11 protein-coding genes, 1 pseudogene and 1 riboswitch are annotated in these 21,198 nt (G+C 61.8%); of the genes and pseudogenes, 8 read left to right on the top strand and 4 right to left on the bottom strand.

Annotated features, from left to right (window positions below):
- The first annotated feature begins 93 nt into the window (after positions 1–93).
- The gene (gene malF / locus ACUXAC_RS18410) at positions 94–1,671 is read left to right on the top strand and encodes a maltose ABC transporter permease MalF (RefSeq protein ID WP_087762600.1); all 1,578 of its coding nucleotides are present in this window, start codon (positions 94–96) and stop codon (positions 1,669–1,671) included.
- Between the two features lie 11 nt (positions 1,672–1,682).
- Positions 1,683–2,573 (top strand): maltose ABC transporter permease MalG, encoded by an 891-nt coding sequence (gene malG, locus ACUXAC_RS18405; RefSeq protein ID WP_004936696.1) that lies wholly within the window; start codon positions 1,683–1,685, stop codon positions 2,571–2,573.
- A 155-nt stretch (positions 2,574–2,728) separates the two neighbouring features.
- Here malG and psiE read toward each other — a convergent pair whose 3' ends face one another.
- Positions 2,729–3,136 carry a phosphate-starvation-inducible protein PsiE gene (gene psiE, locus ACUXAC_RS18400; protein WP_004936694.1) on the bottom strand — a complete coding sequence of 136 codons (408 nt, stop codon included), beginning with the start codon at positions 3,134–3,136 and terminating at the stop codon, positions 2,729–2,731.
- 225 nt (positions 3,137–3,361) lie between these two features.
- On the opposite strand from psiE, the gene ACUXAC_RS18395 reads away from it, so the two are divergent.
- Complete coding sequence (locus ACUXAC_RS18395; RefSeq protein WP_047729729.1) at positions 3,362–4,798, top strand: capsule assembly Wzi family protein; 1,437 nt, start codon at positions 3,362–3,364, stop codon at positions 4,796–4,798.
- 62 nt (positions 4,799–4,860) lie between these two features.
- Here ACUXAC_RS18395 and pgi read toward each other — a convergent pair whose 3' ends face one another.
- Positions 4,861–6,507 (bottom strand): glucose-6-phosphate isomerase, encoded by a 1,647-nt coding sequence (pgi, locus tag ACUXAC_RS18390; protein WP_033639258.1) that lies wholly within the window; start codon positions 6,505–6,507, stop codon positions 4,861–4,863.
- A 229-nt stretch (positions 6,508–6,736) separates the two neighbouring features.
- On the opposite strand from pgi, the gene ACUXAC_RS18385 reads away from it, so the two are divergent.
- From ACUXAC_RS18385 to ACUXAC_RS18365, 5 genes and pseudogenes are all read left to right on the top strand, one after another.
- Complete coding sequence (locus tag ACUXAC_RS18385; protein WP_454266815.1) at positions 6,737–8,545, top strand: cation:proton antiporter; 1,809 nt, start codon at positions 6,737–6,739, stop codon at positions 8,543–8,545.
- 52 nt (positions 8,546–8,597) lie between these two features.
- Positions 8,598–8,792, top strand: a riboswitch (Lysine riboswitch).
- A 108-nt stretch (positions 8,793–8,900) separates the two neighbouring features.
- Positions 8,901–10,268 carry a lysine-sensitive aspartokinase 3 gene (gene lysC, locus ACUXAC_RS18380; protein ID WP_084827463.1) on the top strand — a complete coding sequence of 456 codons (1,368 nt, stop codon included), beginning with the start codon at positions 8,901–8,903 and terminating at the stop codon, positions 10,266–10,268.
- A 142-nt stretch (positions 10,269–10,410) separates the two neighbouring features.
- Positions 10,411–11,328, top strand: coding sequence for a ketopantoate/pantoate/pantothenate transporter PanS (gene panS, locus ACUXAC_RS18375; RefSeq protein ID WP_049201525.1), 918 nt, complete (start codon positions 10,411–10,413; stop codon positions 11,326–11,328).
- A 385-nt stretch (positions 11,329–11,713) separates the two neighbouring features.
- Positions 11,714–13,392 (top strand): annotated as a pseudogene (locus ACUXAC_RS18370) (ShlB/FhaC/HecB family hemolysin secretion/activation protein).
- A 49-nt stretch (positions 13,393–13,441) separates the two neighbouring features.
- A complete protein-coding gene (locus ACUXAC_RS18365; protein WP_454266814.1) occupies positions 13,442–18,268 on the top strand; it encodes a hemagglutinin repeat-containing protein in 4,827 nt (1,608 codons plus the stop codon).
- Positions 18,269–18,315: 47 nt separating this feature from the next.
- Here ACUXAC_RS18365 and ACUXAC_RS18360 read toward each other — a convergent pair whose 3' ends face one another.
- Positions 18,316–19,965, bottom strand: coding sequence for a Na/Pi cotransporter family protein (locus tag ACUXAC_RS18360; protein WP_049201530.1), 1,650 nt, complete (start codon positions 19,963–19,965; stop codon positions 18,316–18,318).
- 240 nt (positions 19,966–20,205) lie between these two features.
- Positions 20,206–21,198, bottom strand: coding sequence for an ABC transporter ATP-binding protein (locus ACUXAC_RS18355; RefSeq protein ID WP_038874358.1), 993 nt, complete (start codon positions 21,196–21,198; stop codon positions 20,206–20,208).

Genomic DNA, 21,198 nt, shown 5'->3' with positions numbered 1-21,198 from the left:
TGACCGGGGTGAGCGGACGCAGCCAACAAAGGTGTAGCTTCAAGTATGAAGGGGACAAGTGCCCCGCCGTTGCTTCACAGAAAGGAACGCCCTATGCAATTCGCTCACGCCGGGACGCCTGCGCGTAAAAAATCGAAGTGGTGGCAAAGCGACGCGCTGAAATGGCTGGTGGTCGGCCTGTTCAGCCTGGTGACCTGCTACCTGATTGTGTTGATGTATGCACAGGGTGAATACCTGTTCGCCATCCTGACGCTGATCCTGGTCAGCGCCGGGCTTTACGTCTTCGCCAACCGCCGCGCCTATGCCTGGCGCTATGTGTATCCCGGCGTCGCCGGCATGGGGCTGTTCGTCCTGTTCCCGCTGATCTGCACCATCGCCATCGCCTTTACCAACTACAGCAGCACCAACCAGCTGACTTTTGAACGCGCGCAATCGGTGCTGATGCAGCGCCAATTCCAGAGCGGAAAAACCTTTACCTTCGGCCTCTACCCGGCGGAAAACCAACAGTGGCGCCTGCAGCTGACGCCACCGGACAGCGAACAGCCGCTGATCTCCGAACCTTTCCGCCTCGACGCCGCCGCGCCGCAAACCCTGAAGCTGACGGCGCAGAGCGCCGCGCCGCAGGGCGAACGCGCCACGCTGCGGGTGATCACCCAGAACCGGCAAGCGCTGAGCCAACTGGTGGCGCAACTGCCCGACGGCGGGGAATTGCGCATGAGCTCCCTGCGCCAGTTCTCCGGCACCCGCCCGCTGTATGCGCTGGACAAAGACGGCAGCACGCTGACCAATAACCAGACTCAGGTGCGCTACCGGCCGAACGGCGACACCGGCTTCTATCAGGCGATCAACGCCGACGGCGGCTGGGCGCAGGAAACACTGAGCCCAGGCTATACCGTCACCACCGGCTGGAAAAACTTCCTGCGGGTGCTGCAGGACGAGGGCATCAAGAAACCGTTCGTGTCGATCTTCATCTGGACCATCGTGTTCTCGGTGATGACGGTGATCCTCACCGTGGCGGTCGGCATGGTGTTGGCCTGCGTGGTGCAGTGGGAGGCGCTGAAAGGCAAGGCGATCTACCGCGTGCTGCTGATCCTGCCCTATGCGGTGCCGTCATTCATCTCGATCCTGATCTTCAAAGGTTTGTTCAACCAGAGCTTCGGCGAGATCAACATGATGCTCAGCCATCTGTTCGGCATCAAACCAGCCTGGTTCAGCGATCCGCTCACCGCCAAGAGCATGATCCTGATCGTCAACACCTGGCTCGGCTACCCGTACATGATGATCCTGTGCATGGGGCTGCTGAAGGCCATCCCGGACGATCTGTACGAGGCCTCGGCGATGGACGGCGCCAACCCGTGGCAAAACTTCTTCCGCATCACCTTACCGCTGCTGATCAAGCCGCTGACGCCGCTGATGATCGCCAGCTTCGCCTTCAACTTTAACAACTTCGTGCTGATCCAGCTGCTGACCAACGGCGGCCCGGACATGATCGGCACCACCACGCCGGCCGGCTATACCGATCTGCTGGTCAGCTACACCTACCGCATCGCCTTCGAAGGCGGCGGCGGGCAAGACTTCGGGCTGGCGGCCGCCATCGCCACGCTGATCTTCCTGTTGGTGGGCGCGCTGGCGATCCTGAATTTGAAAGCCAGCAAGATGAACTTCGATTAGGGAGAATAACGATGGCCATGGTTCAACCCAAGTCCCAGCGCCTGCGCCTGTGGATCACCCATATTTTGATGCTGTGCTTTATCGCCCTGATCATGTTCCCGCTGCTGATGGTAGTGGCCATCTCGCTGCGCTCCGGCAACTTCGCCACCGGCAGCCTGATACCGGAAACCCTCTCCTGGGATCACTGGCGGCTGGCGCTCGGCTTCAGCGTCACCCACGCCGACGGCAGCGTGACGCCGCCGCCGTTCCCGGTGCTGCTGTGGCTGTGGAACTCCATCAAGATAGCGGCGATCACCGCCATCGGCATCGTGACGCTGTCCACCACCTGCGCCTACGCCTTCGCCCGCATGCGTTTTCGCGGCAAGAGCACGCTGCTGAAAAGCATGCTGATATTCCAGATGTTCCCGGCGGTGCTGTCGCTGGTGGCGCTGTACGCGCTGTTCGATCGCCTGGGCCAGTACATTCCGTTTATCGGCCTGAACACCCACGGCGGCGTGATCTTCGCCTACATGGGCGGCATCGCGCTGCACGTCTGGACCATCAAGGGCTATTTCGAAACCATCGACAACTCGCTGGAAGAGGCGGCGGCGCTGGACGGCGCCACGCCGTGGCAGGCCTTCCGTCTGGTGCTGCTGCCGCTGTCGGTGCCGATTCTGGCGGTGGTGTTCATTCTGTCGTTTATCGCCGCCATCACCGAAGTGCCGGTAGCGTCGCTGCTGCTGCGCGATGTGAACAGCTACACGCTGGCGGTGGGGATGCAGCAATATCTCAACCCGCAGAACTACCTGTGGGGCGACTTCGCCGCCGCCGCGGTGCTGTCGGCGATACCGATTACCGCCGTGTTCCTGCTGGCGCAGCGCTGGTTGGTGGGCGGCCTGACGGCCGGCGGCGTGAAGGGGTAATTTGTGCCACTGCAGTGCGTTTGATGTCTTTCCTTATCTTTTACCCTATGGATTTCAAGTTACAGCGAGTGCAGTCAACAACGCTGTAGCTTGAAAGACGACGGGTAATGATATCCTGTGTCTTTGGCGGCCATTGGCCGCCATTTTTATCTCCGCTATTCCCGTTTCAGCCGATCGGTGTTGGCCAGATAGAGCGTCACCACCAGCACCAATATCGCCGCGGCGTAGATCAGGGTATCGATGGGATTCTTGTGGTCCACGATAATCAAACGAATAATCGCGGTAATGCCAATATAAATAAAATAGCGCAGCGGGAAATGATAACCCGACTCAAAATACTTGACGATCAAGGCGATAAATTCAAAGTACAAGAAATAAATCACGATGCCTTCAATCAACAGGTATGAAGAAGACTCTTCGTTGTTGATAAATAACACCTTCGCCAGGTGGAGGGTCTCCTTGACCAGAAACACCACCAGAATTGCCGCCAGCAGCAGCAAACCTACGTTCAGTACCCGCTGCAGCCCTTTCGCTATCATGATCGAACGCGACGTTTTTGCCATAAAACCTCTCTCTGAATACCGCTAATATGATTCAACCGTGCCAATATAGGCATTGTCTTAAAAATTATGCCCCGCGCGAAAGCACTTTAAACCCCATTTAATTCATAAAGTTATAATAAGATGTTTCTGGCTTATAGATTTGTAGCAAATCGAAATGTCAACTATCATGGGTCACAGAGATCTTTACATAAAACCAATAACCTCGAATTAACAAGGGAATTCTTTATGCGCGCTAAACTTAACGGACTGGTCGCTGCGGGCCTGTTTACCTGTGCATTGTCCGGCCACGCCGCCGGCCTGGTAACCCCTGACAACGATCTGCGTAACGATCTCGCCTGGTTGTCTGACCGCGGCGTTATCAACGTCAGCCTGTCCACCTGGCCGCTGAGCCAGGAAGAGATCAGTTCCGTTATCGCGCAGGCCAAGCCGGTGACCAATACCGAGAAAAACGTCATCGACCGCGTGCAGCGCCGTGTCGATGCCTTGAAAGCCAACATCCGCGTCAGCGGTTACGCGTCGACGGATAAACCCGGTACCCCGCAGGGCTTCGGCCAAAATGAGTACGCCGACGATCGCCTGACCATCGGTGCCGGCGCCAACGGCGAGTTCTGGGACGTACGTCTGCAGGGTTCGGTGGAAGGCGATCAGCGCGTCAGCGATGGCTCCAAATTCAATATGAACGGCTCCTACGGCGCGGTGAAAATCTGGAACCAGTGGCTCTCCTTCGGCGAAGTTTCCCAATGGTGGGGCCCTGGCTACGACGGCAGCCTGATCCGCTCCGACGCCGCGCGCCCGGTGGCGGGCTTCATGCTGCAGCGCGCCGACCAATCGCCGTTTGAAACCCCGTGGCTGTCGTGGATCGGCCGCTGGCAATACCAGCTGAGCGCCGGCCAGCTCTCGCAGTACAGTTCCGTCCCGCACACCAAATTGATCGGTGCCCGCTTCACCATGATGCCGACCGATTTCTTGGAGTTGGGTGCATCGCGCGTCATGCAGTGGGGTGGTGAGGGCCGACCACAGTCCTGGAGTTCGTTCTGGAAAGGCGTTAGCGGCCGTGATAATGATGATTCCGGCAGAGGTGATGATCCGGGCAACCAGCTCGCCGGTTTCGATTTCAAACTGAAAATGCAGCCGCTGATCGGTATGCCGGTTAGCCTGTATGGTCAATTGGTGGGTGAAGATGAGGCAGGCTATCTGCCATCGCAAAACACCTATCTGCTCGGTTTGGAAGGCCACCCGGAATGGGGCCCGACGACCATTAACTGGTATATCGAAGGGTCAGACACCCGTTCGGATATGAGCCGCAAAAACTATGTGTACACACACTATACCTACAAAGGCGGCTACTACCAGCAGGGTTACCCGCTGGGCCATGCCATGGGCGGCGACGGCCAGATGCTGTCCGGCCGCGTAGAGCTGGTGCTGGACGACAGCCAGCGCTGGAGCACCCGCGTGGTTTACGCCAAGGTGAACCCGCTGAGCCAAAGCATCAACCAGGCGTTCCCGAAATCCGATACGCTGAAGGGTATTCAGGTCGGCTGGGGTTATACCTTCCCGTCTCAGGTTAAGTTCGATACCAGCCTGTGGTACACCGATAACGATCACAGCACCGCCGATGACGTGGGCGCGGGCGTCAGCTTCGAAGTACCGATCAACCTGTAATTTGTTACAGACGTAAAAAAACCCGCCGCGGCGGGTTTTTTTATTGGCTTCAGCTCAGACGATTAGCGCCATTCCTTGAAGCGGTTGATCAGCGCATTGGTCGAGCTGTCGTGGCTGCTGATTTTCTCGCTGCCCGCCAGCTCAGGCAGGATGCGGTTAGCCAGCTGTTTGCCCAGCTCCACGCCCCACTGATCGAAGGTGAAGATGTTCAGGATCGCGCCCTGGGTGAAGATTTTGTGCTCGTACAGCGCGATCAGGCTGCCCAGGCTGAACGGGGTGATTTCGCGCAGCAGGATCGAGTTGGTCGGACGGTTGCCTTCAAACACTTTGAACGGCGCCACGTGCTTGACCTGCTCAGGGGTCTTACCCTGTGCCGCGAACTCGGCCTCCACCACTTCCAGCGACTTGCCGAACGCCAGCGCTTCGGTCTGGGCGAAGAAGTTGGACAGCAGTTTGGCGTGGTGATCGCCCAGCGGGTTATGGCTGATGGCCGGCGCGATGAAATCGCACGGCACCAGCTTGGTGCCCTGGTGGATCAGCTGGTAGAACGCGTGCTGGCCGTTGGTGCCCGGCTCGCCCCAGATGATCGGGCCGGTCTGGTAATCCACCGGATTGCCGTTGCGATCGACGTACTTGCCGTTGGACTCCATGTTGCCCTGCTGGAAGTAAGCGGCAAAACGGTGCATGTACTGATCGTACGGCAGAATGGCTTCGGTTTCGGCGCCGAAGAAGTTGTTGTACCAGATACCGATCAGCGCCAGCAGCACCGGCAGGTTTTTCTCCGCCGGCGTTTCGGCGAAGTGCTTATCCATGGCGTGCGCGCCGCTCAGCAGCTGCTCGAAGTTGTCATAACCGATGGACAGCGCGATCGACAGACCGATCGCCGACCACAGGGAGTAACGGCCCCCTACCCAGTCCCAGAACTCGAACATGTTGTCGGTATCGATGCCGAATTCGGCCACCGCTTTGCCGTTGGTGGACAGCGCGGCGAAGTGCTTGGCTACGTGCTGTTGATCGGCGGCGCTGCTCAGGAACCAGTCGCGCGCGCTGTGGGCGTTGGTCATGGTTTCCTGGGTGGTGAAGGTTTTGGAGGCCACCAGGAACAGCGTGGTTTCCGGGTTCAGCGGCTGCAGCGTTTCGGCGATATGGGTGCCGTCGACGTTGGAGACGAAGTGCATGTTCAGGTGATTTTTATATGGGCGCAGCGCTTCGGTCACCATGTAAGGGCCGAGATCCGAACCGCCGATGCCGATGTTCACCACGTCGGTGATCGGCTTGCCGGTGTAGCCTTTCCACTCGCCGCCGATGACGCGCGCGCAGAACTGTTTGATCTTGGCCAATACCGCGTTCACTTCCGGCATCACGTCTTTGCCGTCGACCAGGATCGGGCTGTTGCTGCGGTTGCGCAGGGCAATGTGCAGCACCGCGCGATCTTCGGTGCGGTTGATTTTCTCACCGGCGAACATCGATTTGATGGCGCCTTGCAGATCGGTTTCTTTCGCCAGCGCCTGCAGCTTCTCCAGGGTTTCCTGCGTGATACGGTTCTTGGAATAGTCCACCAACATTTGGTCGTTGAAGGTCGCGGAGAACCGGGAGAAACGATCGCTGTCCTGGGCGAACAGGTCGGCGATCCGTACGTCTTTCATCTGTGCATAATGTTGCTGCAGGGCTTGCCAAGCAGCGGTTTGACTAGGATTGATATTTTTCATAGCAACACTCTTAGGCTTGAGAATAAAAATGACGCGTTTGTCCGATTGTAGCCTGTTCGACTGTGATTATGATCTCTTTTCTTGCGATAGGCGCTAACTGTCAACGCATTGCCGCCTCGTTTCAGCTTTCACTCTATACTTTGGGCTAACGGCCTGTTATCGGGGTTGCCGAATTGTCATCAGGCTGTGTCATCGTTGCTTATTTCGTCATTTGAAAGGGATCTCGCTTATGGAATTATCCGCCCCGCTCATGTTGGTGCTTATCGGCCTGGCGTCGCTGCTGGCGCAGTGGCTGGCCTGGCTGCTGCGCCTGCCGGCCATTTTGCCGCTGTTGCTGTTCGGCATCGTGCTCGGCCCGACGGTGCATCTGGTGCAGCCGGATCTGCTGTTCGGCGATCTGCTGTTTCCGCTGGTGTCGCTGTCGGTGGCGATCATCCTGTTCGAGGGGGCGTTGACGCTGCGTTTCGAGGAGATACGCGGCCTCGGCGGCGTGGTACGCAATCTGGTCACCGTCGGCATGCTGGTTACCTTTCTGGTCATCAGCCTCGCCAGCTGGTGGCTGCTGGATTTCCCGCCGGAGCTGGCGGCGCTGATCGGCGCGGTGACGGTGGTGACCGGGCCGACGGTGATCGCCCCGCTGATGCGCGTGGTGCGGCCGAACGCCAACATTAACCAGGTGCTGCGCTGGGAAGGGATCGTCATCGATCCGGTCGGCGCCATCTTCACCCTGCTGGTGTTCGAATTCATCGTGCTGAAACAGAATGCGGAGTCCTATACCCACCTGTTTTGGACGCTGGGCGTGACCGCCGCCGTCGGCCTGATCGCCGGCGCGCTGTTCGGCTACCTGCTCGGCCTGGCGCTGCGCCGCGTCTGGCTACCGCGCTACCTGCAGAACCTGGCGGTGCTGGCGATCATGCTGGCCGCCTTCGGCGTTTCCAACGCCATCGCCGACGAATCCGGCCTGCTGACCGTCACGGTGATGGGCATCTGGCTGGCCAACATGCGCGACGTCGATACCAGCGATATTCTGGCGTTCAAAGAGGAGCTGTCGGCGATCCTGATCTCGGCGCTGTTCATCATTCTGGCGGCGCGGCTCGACATCCAGGCGCTGTGGAACATGGGCTGGCCGCTGCTCCTGCTGCTGCTGGCGGTGCAGTTCATCGCCCGGCCGCTGTGCATCGCGGTGTCGACCTGGCGCTCTTCCCTGCAATGGCGCGATCGGCTGCTGCTGTGCTGGATCGCCCCGCGCGGCATCGTCGCCGCGGCGGTCAGTTCGCTGTTCGCGCTGACGCTGCAGCGCAGCGGCTATCAGGGCGCGGACCGGCTGGTCACCGTGGTGTTCGCCATCATCATCGGCACCGTGGTGCTGCAAAGCCTGACCAGCGGCATGATGGCGCGCTGGCTGCGGGTACAGCAGCAAAAGCCGCGCGGCGTGCTGATCGTCGGCGCCAACAGCGTGGCGCGCATGCTGGCGCAGGCGCTGATCAAGCTGAACGTGCCGGTGATCGTCACCGACAGCAGTTGGGAATACTACCGCCAGGCGCGCATGGACGGCATTCCGGCCTACTATGGCCACGCCTACTCCGAACACGCCGAGAACTATCTCGACCTGAGCAATATCGCCCAGGTGTTGGCGCTGTCGCCCAATCGCCACCAGAACGCGCTGGCGGTCTACCACTTCGGCCATCTCTTCGGCGAGGATCACGTGTTTGCCATCCGTTCGGGGGCGCCGCTGAAAGGGCGCGGCGCCAGCGCGGAAAGTTCGCGTTTCCGCCGGCATGAAATTTTATTTAATCAGGAAGCCACCTACGGCCGCCTGAGCAGCCTGCTCGCCAAGGGGGCCACCATCAAGGCGACCAAATTGAACGAAAATTTCGGTTGGCTGGAGTATTTGGAGAAACATCAGGGCGTTATCCCGTTATTCAGCCAAAAGGAAGACGGTTCTCTGCAACCGATTGGCGCCGGTTCCACGCCCGCGATGCCCTGTACGCTTATCGCGCTGGTACAAGATGAAAATCCCTCACCGTCTGTACGTTGACAGAATGGCGATAACCGGCTATTCCTAACAGCCTACTTGCGCACCCGGTGCGCAAGCCAGAAGAGGCGCGTCGCCCAGGTAGAGTGTCAGAGGAGCCGTTTCTCCGTTGACGGCACCCGAGGGGGAGCGACGCCGAGGTACGATAATGGCCGGCCATTATCGTATCGACTACAGGGGCTGAATCCCCTGGGTTGTCACCAGGGGATCGCCCACAGGGCGATCGACAAGGTGGGGCGCTTCTGGGTGTATCGTAGCCTGACCTCTACGCCTGCCCCCTGTTTACCGCTCTCCCCTTGTGCCAAGGCTATGGAATTACAGTGCCCCCAAACGGGCATCCCTGACACGAGGTTTCTAGATGAACCAAGCAGCACCCCAGAATTCCACCGTGGTAGCCAAGTTCGGCGGCACCAGTGTCGCCGACTTTGAAGCCATGAACCGCAGCGCCGACGTCGTGCTGGCCAACCCGCAGGTCCGCCTGGTGGTGTTGTCCGCTTCGGCGGGCGTCACCAACCTGTTGGTCGCCCTGGCCGAGGGTTGCGAGGCCGACAAGCGCAATTACCAGCTTGATGAAATTCGCCGCATCCAGTACGCCATCCTCGATCGCCTCACGGCGCCGGCGGTGATCCGCGAAGAGATCGACCGGCTGCTGGAAAACATCGCCATGCTGTCGGAGGCCGCGTCGCTGGCCACCTCGACGGCGTTGACCGACGAGCTGGTCAGCCATGGGGAGCTGATGTCCACCCTGCTGTTCGTTGAAATCCTGCGCGCCCGCAACGTGCAGGCCGAATGGTTCGACGTGCGCAAAGTGATGCGCACCGACGATCACTTCGGCCGCGCCGTGCCGGACAGCGCCGCGCTCAGCGAACTGGCCCGAGCGCAGTTGCAGCCGCGCCTGCAGGAAGCGCTGGTGGTCACCCAGGGCTTTATCGGCAGCGAGCCGAAAGGCCGCACCACCACGCTCGGCCGCGGCGGCAGCGACTATACCGCCGCGCTGCTCGGCGAGGCGCTCGGCGTTGGCCGGGTGGATATCTGGACCGACGTGCCGGGCATTTACACCACCGATCCGCGCGTGGTACCGGCGGCCAAGCGCATCGACAAAATCGGTTTCGAAGAGGCGGCGGAAATGGCCACCTTCGGCGCTAAAGTCCTGCACCCCGCCACCCTGCTGCCGGCGGTGCGCAGCGATATTCCGGTATTCGTCGGCTCCAGCAAGGATCCGGCGGCCGGCGGCACGCTGGTGTGCAACACCACCGAAAACCCGCCGCTGTTCCGTGCGCTGGCGCTGCGCCGCAAGCAAACGCTGCTGACGCTGCACAGCCTGAACATGCTGCACGCGCGCGGTTTCCTGGCCGAGGTGTTCAATATTCTGGCGCGCCACAACATCTCCGTCGATCTGATCACCACCTCGGAGGTCAGCATTGCGCTGACCATGGACACCACCGGTGCCACCTCCGTCGGCGGCAGCCTGCTGACCACCTCGCTGCTGACCGAGCTGTCGTCGCTGTGCCGGGTGGAAGTGGAAGAAAACCTGGCGCTGGTGGCGATCATCGGCAACCAGCTGTCGCGGGCCTGCGGCGTAGGCAAAGAGGTGTTCGGCGTGCTCGATCCGTTCAATATCCGCATGATCTGCTACGGTGCCAGCAGCTATAACCTGTGCTTCCTGGTACCGGGCGAAGAAGCCGAGCAGGTGGTGCGCGCCCTGCACCACAACCTGTTCGAATAAGTCATTATCCCTGATTGCGGGCGCAGCACGCTGCGCCCCTGCGTCTAAAAAATTCGTTCAAAACCTGCAGGGGTTCAGCATGTTGAACCCGCAAAAAACACAACCACACCCACCGTTCTCAATCTGGCTAAGGAAAACCTGCATGTTGGCACTCTTCACGCGCTTATTCCCCCTGTGGGCGATACTGCTGTCCGTCACCGCCTATTACACGCCGACCTCCTTTACCGGCATCGGCCCCTACGTCAGCCCGCTGCTGATGCTGATCATGTTCGCCATGGGCGTCACGCTGCGGCTGGACGACTTCAAACGCGTGCTGGCGCGCCCCGGCCCGGTGGCGGCCGGCATCTTCCTGCACTATCTGATCATGCCGCTGGCGGCCTGGATCCTGGCGATGCTGTTCCGCATGCCGCCGGATCTGTCCGCCGGCATGGTGCTGGTGGGCAGCGTGGCCAGCGGTACCGCGTCCAACGTAATGATCTACCTGGCCAAGGGTGACGTGGCGCTGTCGGTGACCATCTCAGCGGTCTCGACGCTGGTCGGAGTGTTCGCCACGCCCCTGCTGACTCGCCTGTATGTCGACGCCAAGATCAGCGTCGATATCATGGGCATGCTGCTGAGCATTCTGCAGATCGTGGTGATCCCGATCGGCCTGGGCCTGATCGTCCACCACACCCTGACCAAGGCGGTGAAACGCATTGAGCCGCTGCTGCCGGCGCTGTCGATGGTGTGTATCCTCGCGATCATCAGCGCGGTGGTGGCGGGCAGCCAAAGCCACATCGCCTCGGTCGGTTTGGTGGTGATCGTCGCGGTGATCCTGCACAACGGCATCGGTTTGCTCAGCGGCTACTGGGGCGGCAAGCTGTTCGGCTTCGACGAATCCACCTGCCGCACGCTGGCGATCGAAGTCGGCATGCAGAACTCCGGGCTGGCAGCCACGCTGGGTAAAATCTACTTCTCACCGCTGGCCGCTCTGCCGGGCGCGCTGTTCTCGGTCTGGCACAACCTCTCCGGTTCGCTGCTGGCGGGGTATTGGTCCGGCCGCCCTATCAAGAAAAAATAAACCGCCTGTAGGGACGCAAACAATTGCGTCCCCGTTCTTCTCTGCGAAATTTCGTATTTCCCACTGGTCGGATTGTCATAATTCCTCTCATCCCCTATCATCCGTGAAAAATAAAAATTCAGATTCTTCCTAACCATGCCGATAATGTTGGCAAGAGGAAGAGACGTTCTACTTTTTTTAATTAATTAAGTCACCAGGGTTGCCCACCATAAAAGAAGCAGCCTAATTATTATTTAGATCTATACCCACCGTCTTATTTGCCGCGGCAAATCAAGATACCTCGCAATGTGCATGTCGCTCATTATTTCGGGCCGGCCGTCGGCCGCCCGTGGTTAACCTCATGGATTGGGCGGGCTGCCCCGGCGGCCTCTCATAATGGATTACAATGATAAAAAAAATAACCGCCTTGACGCTGCTGGTCAGCACGGCCCTTTCCGCCGAAACCCTGCCGGACGCCCACATGATGCGGGATATGTCGATGGGGGAGTCGCGCCGTGCGTTGCAAGATAGCACGCGTGAAGTCAACCAGTTGATTGAGCAACGCCGCTACCAGCAGCTGAAGCAGCAACGCTTGCTGGCGGAGCCGGAACCGCCCGCGCCCGCCCTGCCGCAGTCCGCGCAGTGCCTGCCAATCGCCGGCGTTTATCTGCAGGGCGTCACCCTGCTCTCGCCGACCGATTTATCCGTCCTGAGCGCGCTGCCGGAAAACTGCATCAGCAGCAATGATATCAATCGCCTGACCCGCGAATTAACGCGCCTTTATGTGCAAAAAGGCTATATCACCGCGCGCGTGCAAATTGTTCGCCCTAATTCACAGGGAGAATTGGGGTTAAGCGTCACCGAAGGATTTATCGAGAAAATAGAAGGCGGCGATCGCTGGGTCAACAGCCGTTTATTATTTCCGGGGCTGGAAGGCAAGCCGTTGAAATTAACCGAGCTCGACCAGGGATTGGATCAGGCCAACCGTTTGCAATCGAATACCACCAAGCTGGATATATTGCCCGGCCACCAGGTTGGCGGTTCGGTCATTCGTTTGCGCAATCAACATGCCAAGCCCTGGCTGATTACCGCCGGCACGGATAATTACGGCCAAAAAAGCACCGGCCAGTGGCTGGCGCGCGCCACCGCCACGCTGGACAGCCCGTTCGGCCTGTCGGACTTCGTCAGCCTGAACGCCAGCAGCACGCTGGAAAACCCGGCTCACCGCTATAACCGCGCCTATACCCTGCTCTATTCGCTGCCGTACGGCGCGTTCACCTTCAGCGGGTTCGCCAGCTTCTCGTCCTATGAGAACCACCAGCAGCTGCCGCACAACGTGGTCAAACTGCACGGCCAGACCCAACAGTACGGGCTGCGCAGCGACTATGTGTTTTACCGCGATCACGATCAGATAGACAGCCTGAGCGGCCAGTTGACCTACAAGCGCATCGACAACTACTTCGAAAGCGTGCGCCTCGAAGTCAGCAGCCCCACGCTGACCCTGGCCGAGCTGAGCGCCAGCCACCTGCAGATTCTGCCCAACGGGGTGTTCAGCGCCAATCTCAGCGTCGAACAGGGTCTGCCGTGGTTGGGGGCCGATCGCCACCCGAGCTCGGTGCACCTCGACAGCCAGTTCACCAAGGGCAAGCTGTTCGCCAACCTCAGCCAGCGCCTTCACCTGGGCGAGGCGACCTATCAGCTCAACAACCTGTTCTATGGCCAGTACAGCCGCGACCCGCTGCCCGGCGTGGAATGGCTGAGCCTTACCGATCGCAGCGCCGTGCGCGGCTTTAGCCGCAGCACCCAGTCCGGCGACAACGGCTGGTATCTGCAGAACACGCTGTCGCGCAGCTTCAATCTGGGCGCCACCACGCTGACGCCGCGCCTCGGCGCCGACGTCGGCCGCATTTTGCCGCGCCAGGACAACTCGGGGTGGCGCAGCAGCACCGGCCTGAGCAGCGGCGCCACGTTGCGCTATCGGCAGGCGCTGGTCGATCTCGAGGTCAGCCGCGGCTGGATCTTGTCAAATCACGCCACGCCGGAAGTCCCGTTCAGGTACTGGCGCGCTTTTCTTACACCTTTTAATTAATCAGCAGTTTTGCAGGACCCCACGGCAATATACGGAGAGACATGGATGAAAAATAATAACTTCAGGCTTTCAGCAGCGGGCAAACTGGCCGCCGCGCTGGCGATTATTCTCGCCGCTTCCGCCGGCGCCTATGCCGCGGAGATCGTGGCGGCCAACGGCGCCAACGGCCCCGGCGTTTCCACCGCCGCAACCGGCGCGCAGGTGGTCGACATCGTCGCGCCGAACGGTAACGGGCTGTCGCACAACCAGTATCAGGACTTCAACGTCAACCAGCCCGGCGCGGTGCTGAACAACTCCCGCGAGGCAGGGCTGTCGCAGCTGGCCGGCCAACTGGGCGCCAACCCCAATCTGGGCGGGCGCGAAGCCAGCGTCATCCTCAACGAAGTGATCGGCCGTAACCCTTCTCTGCTGCACGGCCAGCAAGAGATCTTCGGCATGGCGGCCGACTACGTGCTGGCCAACCCGAACGGCATCAGCTGCCAGGGCTGCGGGTTCATCAACACCAGCCGCTCCTCACTGGTGGTCGGCAACCCGCTGGTGGAGAACGGCCTGCTGCAGGGCTACAGCACCCTGGATAACCGCAATACCCTGAGCCTCAACGGTACCCTGAACGCCGGCGGCGTGCTGGATCTGATCGCACCGAAGATAGACAGCCGCGGTGACGTGATCGTACAAGACTTCACCCACCGCAATGGCAGCGTAACCCCGGCGGCGATCAACGCCATCAGCGGCCATAACCGCGTGGCGCGCGACGGCAAGGTGCTGGCCAGCGTGCAGCCGACCACCGCGCTGGACAGCTACTACCTCGGCAGCATGCAGGCCGGGCGCATCAACATCATCAACACCGCGCAGGGCAGCGGCGTGAAGCTGGCGGGCACGCTGGCCGCCCGCGACGATCTCAAGGTGAAGGCCTACGATATTCGCAGCGAAAGCCGCGTTGACGACGCCAGCAGCAACCGCAACGGCGGCGACAACTACCAGAACTACCGCGGCGGCATCTACGTCAACGACCGCAGCAGCAGCCAGAAGCTGACCCGCACCGAGCTGAAAGGCAAGAACATCAGCCTGGTGGCGGATAACCACGCGCACCTCACCGCTACCGATATTCGCGGCGAAGACATCACGCTGCAGGGCGGCAAGCTGACGCTCGACGGCCAGCAGCTGAAACAGACCCAGGGCCACACCGACGACCGCTGGTTCTACTCCTGGCAATACGACGTCACCCGTGAGCGCGAGCAGCAGCAGCAGGCAGGCAGCACCGTCGCCGCCAGCGGCAGCGCCAAACTCGTCAGTACCCGGGAAGACGTGAACCTGTTGGGCGCCAACGTCAGCGCCGATCGGGCGCTGAGCGTCAAGGCGGCGCGCAACGTGCACCTCGCCGGACTGGTGGAGAAGGATAAGTCCACCGAACGCGGCTACCAGCGCAATCACACTTCCAGCCTGCGCACCGGCAGCTGGAGCAGCAGCGACGAAAGCGAAAGCCTGAAGGCCAGCGAACTGCGCAGCCAGGGGGCGCTGACGCTGGAGGCCGGCAACAACGTCGCGACCCAGGGCGCCAAGCTGCACGCCGGCCGCGATTTGACGGTCAATGCCGGCAACCAAATCCAGATCGGGGTGCAGAAAACCGCCAACGCCAAAGCGGTGCGCGATGACAAAACCTCCTGGGGCGGCATCGGCGGCGGCGACAACAAAAACAACAGCAACCGTCGCGAGGTCAGCCACGCCTCCGAACTGACCAGCGACGGCACCCTGCGCCTGAACGGCCAGCAGGGCGTCACCATCACCGGCAGCAAGGCGCGCGGCAAGGAAGGCGGCCTGGTCACCGCCACGCAAGGTGGCCTGCGCATCGACAACGCGCTGAGCACCACCGTGGACAAAATCGACGCGCGCACCGGCACCGCCTTCAACATCACCAGCAGTTCACACAAGGCCGACAACAGCTACCAGAGCAGCACCGCCAGCGAGCTGAAGTCTGATACCAACCTGAAGCTGATCAGCCGTAAGGATACCGACGTCATCGGCAGCAAGGTCACCAGCGGCGGTGAGCTGAGCGTGACGTCACAGACCGGCAACATCAACGTCAAGGCCGCCGAACAGCAGCAAAAAATCGATGAGCAGAAGACCGCGCTGACCGTCAACGGCTACGCCAAAGAAGCCGGCGACAAGCAATACCGTGCCGGTTTGCGCATCGAACACACCCGCGACAGCGAAAAAACCACCCGCACCGAAAACCACGCCTCGACCCTCAGCGGCGGTAGCGTGAAGCTCGAGGCGGAGAAGGACGTGACCTTCAGCGGCTCCAAACTGGTCGCCGACAAAGGCGACGCCAGCGTCAGCGGCAACAAGGTCTCGTTCCTGGCGGCCGACGATAAAACCACCTCGAACACCGAGCAGACCAAGATCGGCGGCGGTTTCTACTACACCGGCGGCATCGACAAGCTCGGCAGCGGCGTGGAAGCCGGCTACGAGAACAGCAAAACGCAGGCGCAGAGCAGCAAGGCGGTCACCTCCGGCAGCGACGTCAAAGGCAACCTGACTGTCAACGCCCGCGACAAGCTGACCCAGCAAGGCGCGCAGCACAGCGTCGGCGGCACCTACCAAGAGAACGCCGCCGGCGCCGATCATTTGGCCGCCGCCGACACCGCCAGCAGCACCACCACCAAAACCGACGTCGGCGTGAACATCGGCGCCAACGTCGATTACAGCGCCGTGACCCGCCCGGTCGAGCGCGCAGTCGGCAAGGCGGCCAAGCTGGACGCCACCGGCGTCATCAACGACATCGGCGGCATCGGCGCGCCTAACGTCGGCCTGGATATCGGCGCACAGGGCGGCAGCAGCGAAAAACGCAGCAGCAGCTCGCAGGCGGTGGTCAGCTCGGTGAAAGCCGGCAGCATCGACATCAACGCCAAAGGCGAAGTGCGCGATCAGGGGACGCAATATCAGGCGAGCAAAGGCGCGGTCACGCTGACGGCGGACAGCCACCGCAGCGAAGCTGCGACGAACCGCCAGGAAGAGCAGAACCGCGATACCCGCGGCAGCGCCGGCGTGCGCGTCTACACCTCCACCGGCAGCGATCTGACCGTGGACGCCAAGGGCGAAGGCGGCACCCAGCGCAGCAACAGCAGCGCCAGCCAGGCGGTGACCGGCTCGATCGACGCGGCCAACGGCATCAACGTCAACGTGAAAAAAGACGCGGTCTATCAGGGCACCGCGCTGAACGGCGGCAGCGGTAAAACCACCGTCGACGCCGGCGGCGATATCCGCTTTGATCAGGCCAGCGACAAACAGAGTGAGAACCACAGCGGCTTTAACGTCAAGGCCTCTGCGAAGGGCGGCTTCACCGCCGACAGTAAAAACTTCGGCGCCGGCTTCGGCGGCGGCACCAACAAAGGCGAAAGCAGCGGCAGCACCGCACAGGTCGGCAACGTCAGCGGCCAACAGGGCGTTGAGCTGAAGGCGGGCCGCGATCTGACGCTTAAAGGCACCGACGTCAAAAGCCAGGGCGACATCACCCTGAGCGCGGGCAACAAGGTCGCGCTGCAGGCGGCGGAATCGACCCAAACGCGCAAGGAAAGCCAGCTGTCCGGCAATCTCGATCTGGGCGCCGGCAGCAGCGACAGCAAGGAAAAAACCGGTGGCAGTCTCTCCGCCGGCGGCGCGTTCGACATCGCCAAGGTGAATGAGTCCGCGACCGAACGCCAGGGCGCTACGCTCGCCTCAGACGGCAAGGTCACCCTGTCCGCCGGCGGCAAAGGCGATGACGCGCTGCATCTGCAGGGCGCCAAGGTCAGCGGCGGCAGCGCCGCGCTCGAGGCGAAAAACGGCGGCATCCTGCTGGAGTCCGCCAAGAACGAGCAGCATAAGGACAACTGGAGCCTGGGCATTAAAGCCAACGCCAAAGGCGGCCAAACGTTCAACAAGGACGCCGCCGGCAAGGTCGATCCGAACACCGGCAAAGACACCCATACGCTGGGCGCCGGTCTGAAGGTCGGCGTGGAACAGCAGGATAAAGCCACCCACGCCAACACCGGCATCACCGCGGGCGATGTGGCGCTCAACAGCGGCAAGGACACCCGCCTCGCCGGGGCGCGCATCGATGCCGACAGCGTACAGGGCAAGGTAGGCGGCGATCTGCACGTTGAAAGCCGCAAAGACGTCGAGAAAGGCGTGAAGGTGGATGTGGATGCCGGGCTGAGCCACAGCAACGATCCGGGCAGCAGTATCACCTCCAAGCTGTCGAAGGTGGGCACGCCGCGCTACGCCGGTAAGGTGAAAGAGAAACTGGACGCCGGAGTGAACAAAGTGGCCGACGCCACCACCGACAAATACAACAGCGTGGCGCGTCGCCTCGATCCGCAGCAGGACACCACCGGCGCGGTCAGCTTCAGCAAAGCCGACGGTAAAGTGACGCTGCCGGAAACGCCGGCCGGCGAGAAACCGCAGGGCCCGCTGTGGGATCGCGGTGCACGCACCGTCGGCGGCGCGGTGAAAGACAGCGTCACCGGGCCGGCGGGCCGCCAGGGGCAGCTCAAGGTCAATGCCGAGGTGGTGAGCAACAATGCGGTCGGCGAGCAATCGGCGATTACCGGTAAGCACGGCGTGGCGCTGCAGGTCGGCGGCCAAACCCAACTCACCGGCGGCGAGATCCGCAGCCAGCAGGGCAAGGTGGAACTGGGCGGCAGCCAGGTCAGCCAGCAGGACGTCAGCGGCCAACGTTATCAGGGCGGCGGCCGCGTCGATGTGGCGGCCACGGTAGGCGGCCTGGCCGCCGGTGCGGCGAAACAGGGCGTTGACGGCAACGTGCCGTTCGCCAGCGGCCATGCCTCAACGAAACAGGCGGACGCCAAAGCCGGCGTGTTCAGCGGCAAATAACGCGCCTCTCCTAGGCAATGCCCCCGGTGAAAACCGGGGGCATTTTTTTACAGCGTGCTTGGGGTGTCTTCCCAGTCGCGATCGTCGTCCTTCGCATCCTGATCCAACACGTTGTAAGCCACGGCACAAAACAGCGAGTTCAGGCGCTTCATGTCCCCCAACAACCCCAAATGCAGCGAACTGGTCTCGATGCTCTGCACGTTTTGCTGGTGCAGGCGATCGACGTGCGCGTGCGCGTAGCGGCGATCCAGAATGCGGAAGCGGTGCTTGGAACGGCGCAGGCGCTTGGCGCTGGTAACGTCGCCGGACAGGAACACCGACAGCCCCAGGCGCAGGTTGCCGATCAGCCGCTCGTGCAGCCCGTCCAGCTCCGCCAGCCCTTCCGTCGAGAAGGCACGGCGCGCGGCGTGCGACTTGGCGCCCACGTCGCCGGCCATGCGTTCGATAATGTCGCCCGCCTGTTCCAGGTTGAGCGCCATTTCGATGATCTCCGCCCAGCGGCGCGAATCTTCCTCGCCCAGATCCTCCTTCTGGATCTGCGCCAGATACAGCTTGATGGCGGTGTACAGCACGTCGACGTCGTCATCCAGACGCCGCACCTCTTTATCCACCCCTTGCTTGCCGTGCAGCACTTCGCGCTGCAGGATCATCATGTGTTCCACCACGTCGCCCATCCGCAGCGTTTCGCGCGCCGCGTTGGCCAGCGCCAGCGTCGGCGTGTCCAGCGCGCTGGCGTCCAGATGGCGCGGCCGCATGCGCGGATCGTCGGCCGCCACGTCGACGATCAGCCGCTCGCACAGCGTGGCCATCGGCCCGGCCAGCGGGATCATCACCAAGCAGCGGATCAGGTTGTAGAACACGTGGAAATAGATCACCAGTTCTTCGCTGCCGCCAGGCAACTGAGCCATCACGTCCGCCAGATAAGCGACGAACGGCAGCACCAGCACGCACCCCACCAGCTTGAACAGCAGGCTGCCGAGCGCCACGCGCCGCCCGGCGGCGTTCTGGCCGCTGGCGTTGATCATCGCCAGCAGGCCGCTGCCGAGGTTGGCGCCGATCACCAGGCAGAGCGCCACCTTCAGCGAAATCACGCCGGACGCGGTCAGGGTGGCGGTCAGCAGCACCGCCGCCAGGCTGGAATAACTGACGATGGCGAACAGCGCGCCAGTCAGGGCGTCCAGCATCACGTCGCCGGTCAGCGACGAGAACAGCACTTTGACCCCGGCCGCCTGGGTGATCGGCGTGGCGGCGGCCACGATCAGCTCCAGCGCCAACACGATCAGCCCAAGGCCGATCAGGACGCGCCCGATCTGGCCGATCCGCATCTGTTTGCGGCTGAGGAACAGGAAGACGCCGACCAGGATCAGCAGCGGCGACAGCCAGGAAAGATCGAAGGTCAGCACGCGCGCCATCAGCGCGGTGCCGACGTCGGCGCCGAGCATGATCACCAGCGCAGGCGCCAGCCCCACCAGCCCCTGAGCGACGAAAGAGGTCACCAGCAGCGCCGTGGCGTTGCTGCTTTGCACCAGCGCGGTCACGCCAATGCCGGAAACGAACGCCAGCGGCTTTTTCTCAACGCTGTCGCTCAACACGCGCCGCAGATTGGCGCCGTAAACCCGCATGATCCCGGTGCGCACGATGTGGGTACCCCACACCAACAGCGCCACGGAGGAAAGCAGGTGAAGAAGGGTCAGCACGGAAGATACGCTCCATTAACGCCCGGCCAAAGGAGGCTGATACCCGATGCCTGTCAGGCGGTGCGGACGGACGGAACGGTTCTGTTCGCCTTAGCCACAGCCGGTAGGCCAAAAGATGACGGATACAGCGCGCGGTCCCGCCTGCCGGGCGTAGGTCTGGCAGGACAGCGGGCGGGCGGCAGACCGCAGAAAAGAAGGGTTAATGCGGCGGCGGAAAGGCCCCGGCGCCACGCTGCGAAGTCATGCAACTTCCCGCAATACAACAGGTTCCAAGTGTAGCCCAATTTCCGCGCCGTCGGGCCGCAGGTCGGCCACCGACCGGTTGAGCACGTCAACCAGCAATTCTACACCGCGAACCTGAATCCGATAGCGTACCACATTCCCGAGCAAACTGTGGCCCAGGATCACCCCGCCGATCCCCTGCCCGGCCGGCAACAGGCCGATAGACTCGGGCCGGATCGCCACCTTGCCGGCATAGCTGCGCCCGGTCAGCTGGGCGGCCTGTTCGGCGGTCAGCAGGTTATAGTTGCCGATAAACCCGGCGGCGAAGGCGTCCGCCGGCTGGGTATACAGGGTTTCCGCATCGCCGCTCTGCACGATCTGCCCCTTGTTCATCAGCACGATGCGATCCGACAGGGTCAACGCCTCTTCCTGATCGTGGGTAACGAAGATCGCCGTCAGGTTCAGCTCGCGTTGAATGCGCCGAATCTGCTCGCGCAGGTGTTTGCGGATACGCGCGTCCAGCGCCGACAGCGGTTCGTCGAGCAGCAGCAGCCGCGGGCGGGTGACCAGCGATCGCGCCAGCGCCACGCGCTGACACTGGCCGCCCGACAGCTGATGCGGATAGCGCTTCGCCAGATCGCTCAGCTCCACCAGCGCCAGCACCTCCTGCACCCGCTGGCCGATCTGCCCGGCCGCCAGCTTCTGCATTTTCAGACCGAAGGCCACGTTGCCTTCCACCGTCATATTGGGAAACAGCGCATAGCTTTGGAACACCATGCCGATGCCGCGCTTTTGCGGCGCCAGCGGCACCAGATCCTGGCCCTGCAGCAAAATGTGCCCGCTGTCGACCGGGGTCAGGCCGGCCAGGCAGCGCAGCAGCGTCGATTTGCCGCAGCCGCTCGGCCCCAGCAGGGTGACGAACTCCCCCTCTTCGGCGGTGAAATCGATATCCTGAAACACCTGGGTCTGGCCATAGTGTTTGTTCAGGCGGGTGACGTTGAGATAAGCCAT

Source organism: Serratia sp. 121840015-1 (genome assembly GCF_053627655.1).
Note: the sequence above shows the minus strand (reverse complement) of the source record. Positions and strands in the feature narration are given on the sequence as shown.